Annotated in this window: 2 protein-coding genes and 1 pseudogene; all 3 read right to left on the bottom strand. The window is 40.8% G+C overall.

All coding sequences use genetic code 11. The features are described from left to right. Nucleotides 1-81: 81 nt before the first annotated feature. Nucleotides 82-1,152 (bottom strand): annotated as a pseudogene (locus EPD60_RS07675) (RHS repeat domain-containing protein); the annotation flags it as partial. 64 nt (nt 1,153-1,216) lie between these two features. After that, the gene (locus tag EPD60_RS07670) at nt 1,217-1,804 is read right to left on the bottom strand and encodes a hypothetical protein (RefSeq protein ID WP_131448505.1); all 588 of its coding nucleotides are present in this window, start codon (nt 1,802-1,804) and stop codon (nt 1,217-1,219) included. 20 nt (nt 1,805-1,824) lie between these two features. After that, the coding region (locus EPD60_RS07665; protein WP_131448503.1) for an RHS repeat-associated core domain-containing protein at nt 1,825-2,879 on the bottom strand (1,055 nt) is incomplete at its 5' end.

Here is a 2,879-nt window from a genome sequence, read left to right as displayed (position 1 = left end):
CCACGACGCCAGCTAAATATATCAATACCTCAACGCCTAGAATCGATACCATAACATTACGAAGTCTTGACTTGGCCATTATTATTTTGATTCGGGCTTTTGAAATGTGATTGTATAGTTCACGGGACCTGTAACACATCCTTTTGGAAGTAGTGTCGCCTGTGCTTGTCCTTCGGATAGAGTGTATTTGATGCCTTGCTGATCCAAATACGACTTGAATTTCTCAATATGCCCCTTGTTGGTGGATGAAATTGATTTAGCACCGGCTTTCATATCAATGAACGAACTTAACAGAAAGATGTTTCCTTCTTTATTACCCCCGTTTTTTTGTACAAAAGTGAATATCGATAGGTCGGGGCGTCCGTTTTTCACATCCGAGTTAAATGCAAAAGATTTGCTATTGTAGATCTGAACTAGAGATTGAATATATTTCTGATACTCGCCAGGCCTTTTATTCAAGTTGTCAGCATCTTTGTTTCCATGACCTCCTTCAAAAGCATGCTCGAGAGTTATCCTGCCTAAACCTGGAATCCAAGTTGTGGTTTTCCCCCACATAGTGCGCTCACCATTTTCATCAATATAGCTATGAGCCCAAGCGTCCCCTACTTTGTGTAATTGATTAAGGTCGCCCTTCATCAAAATATTATTCATAGCGTCAATTAAAACTTCAGATTGGCGACCACCTGTTAGGCCGTGCCAGCTTTTTTGAAGTTCTCGATCTGACCATGTACCAAGCCCGAGCGCTAATCCCGTTTTGCCGTGTTCGTGAGAGTAGTGTAGTGACATTTTACTATTTGGTAAAGTATGGTGATCATAAAATTCAGCTTTTGAAGCTAAATACTGAGCTTTCGATTTAGATAACCCCATAGCCATGCCGAGAGCGTACACCGTCCAGTAATGACCATCTTCTTCCCATTTTCCATCCGGATCTTTGTACCGAATAGGGTCATTATGCCCGAATCGATAAGGGGTTTCAAATGGAGCGAAGAAACGCAAGGGGTCAGCACTAAGCCATCTACCGATTCTCGCGTCATAGAACCTTGTTCCGAAGTCCAAGCTTGATTCGGTAAGGGTTCGGTCTTCTTCCTTTCCGTTAAATCCATACCGGTAGCCCTTCGCCGCGGCAAATGTCCTTCCTGGCATTTGCATTCCAAATGGATAGTATTTCTTTTATGGCCTTTAATATTACGACAATGTAAATTTTATGTGCCTTTTATCAAGGCTTAAGCCAATAGACAATTTTTGTTTTACTGTCTATTAATTTTGGCTTATCATGCCCCAAGCTAGCGATTTGTAGGTATTTAATTCTGCTGGAGTGAATACCGTTATTTAGGCTATACTTTTTCAGTTTCTTTCCCGTGTAGATAAAAAACTTTTTCACCGAGACATCATAATTGGGATCTGCCATCAATGCGTATTGTTGATTGGCATTTTTATAGATTGATATAAGAATAAATTCTCCGCTGACATTGGCTGGTCTGAATTTCTGATAAATCTTTCCATAAATATTATCCCCCATTGCTATCCCCCAAATGAAGCTGCTATCAAAGTCTGCGAAGAGTCCACCCAGCGACTTTAATCCAGAGCCGATTTCCTCTGAAATCAATGGGTAAATCGTGTCCTTCGTAATAAGGTTAGTATACTGTAGTGTATCGTCTTTTGAAAACCCAATTGAACAATTGTTTTTTAAGGTAATTGTAAACCTATTGTAATTATTCATGATCGGCTTTTGGCCTTTATGTTGCAAATACCGATCAAATGAATTTCCCTGGCATTTTGCGCTTTGCAAAAGCGGTAGGACCATAACTAACAAAATTATTGCTCTCATCGTTTTATATTGACTCTCCAATAAATAGTTTCCCCTGCGGTAGCCGTTGCTTCGAGGTGCCGACCATTTTTTACACCTGTTTGATAAATGAAGTTTCCGTTTTTGTCGAAGTTTCTCCAATCCAGAAACACAGATTCTATAATTGGCATTGTTCCTAATCCAAACGCGCTGAATTTGACGGTCCCTTTCGGATGAGCGGCTCGCAAGTTAGATACCGCCTTATCAAATATATCCTTACTGATCGTTATGGTTTGGTATTCCGTAAATTTTGCATGTTTGCCATTGTGCCATTTCCCCCTTGTTAAGCCCCATGCAAAAAAATCATTACCGTCGTTCTGAGTTGCTCCACCAGATAAGTCTGGACCGCCAATTAACCGATTCAAAATACCTGCCCTACTAGAAATAACCGGTATCGAATTATCCTCAGGTGAGAATCGATCCTTCGGCTTTCCAACTCTGTACACTGATGATTCTTTTCTTATTGTTTGAACAAGCTTTGTGGGATCATTCCCAGCATGATTAAAGAAAATACTAGCTAAAACTTTATACTCGGCGGGATCTTTAGAATCACCTTCTTGCCTCACTATACTTACGGCCTCTTGAAAATCACTGTGACTCATATTGAGCTTAATCGCTCCTTCGAATACTTTTATTTGCTCCACGACTCGTTTTCCTCCTAACATTATGGCGTTACCATTGGCATCTTTTTTTTCTGATATAACGACCCTCATTCTCTCAGCAGTATATAATTTGTTGTCGTTCTTGCCATCATTTCCCAAGTGAGTTCCGTCTTTCTTATAATAGTCTCCTTCTCCATTAAAATCGATTACGCCAGTTGGACTGTTGCTATAATAAGCATAAGGTGATTGCCAAGGATACTCCTCTGAGCGGGGATCATTGCTAAAAAATCGGCTTATCCTACTATCATATGCACGAGCCTCGAAAGCAATAAGTCCATCGGCAAGGTCTGGATCATCCTCTTTCCCATTAAACCCATACCTGTAGCCCGTTCCCGCGGCAAATGCCCTTCCTGGCATTTGCATTCCAAATG

Origin of the sequence: Flaviaestuariibacter flavus, from assembly GCF_004337505.1 — a bacterium.
Taxonomy (GTDB): Bacteria; Bacteroidota; Bacteroidia; order Chitinophagales; family Chitinophagaceae; genus Flavisolibacter; species Flavisolibacter flavus.
Note: the sequence above shows the minus strand (reverse complement) of the source record. Positions and strands in the feature narration are given on the sequence as shown.

Bases quoted from the DNA above. Each gene is read 5' to 3' on its own strand.
- EPD60_RS07670 (WP_131448505.1), bottom strand. From the start codon at position 1,804: ATGGTCCTACCGCTTTTGCAAAGCGCAAAATGCCAGGGAAATTCATTT.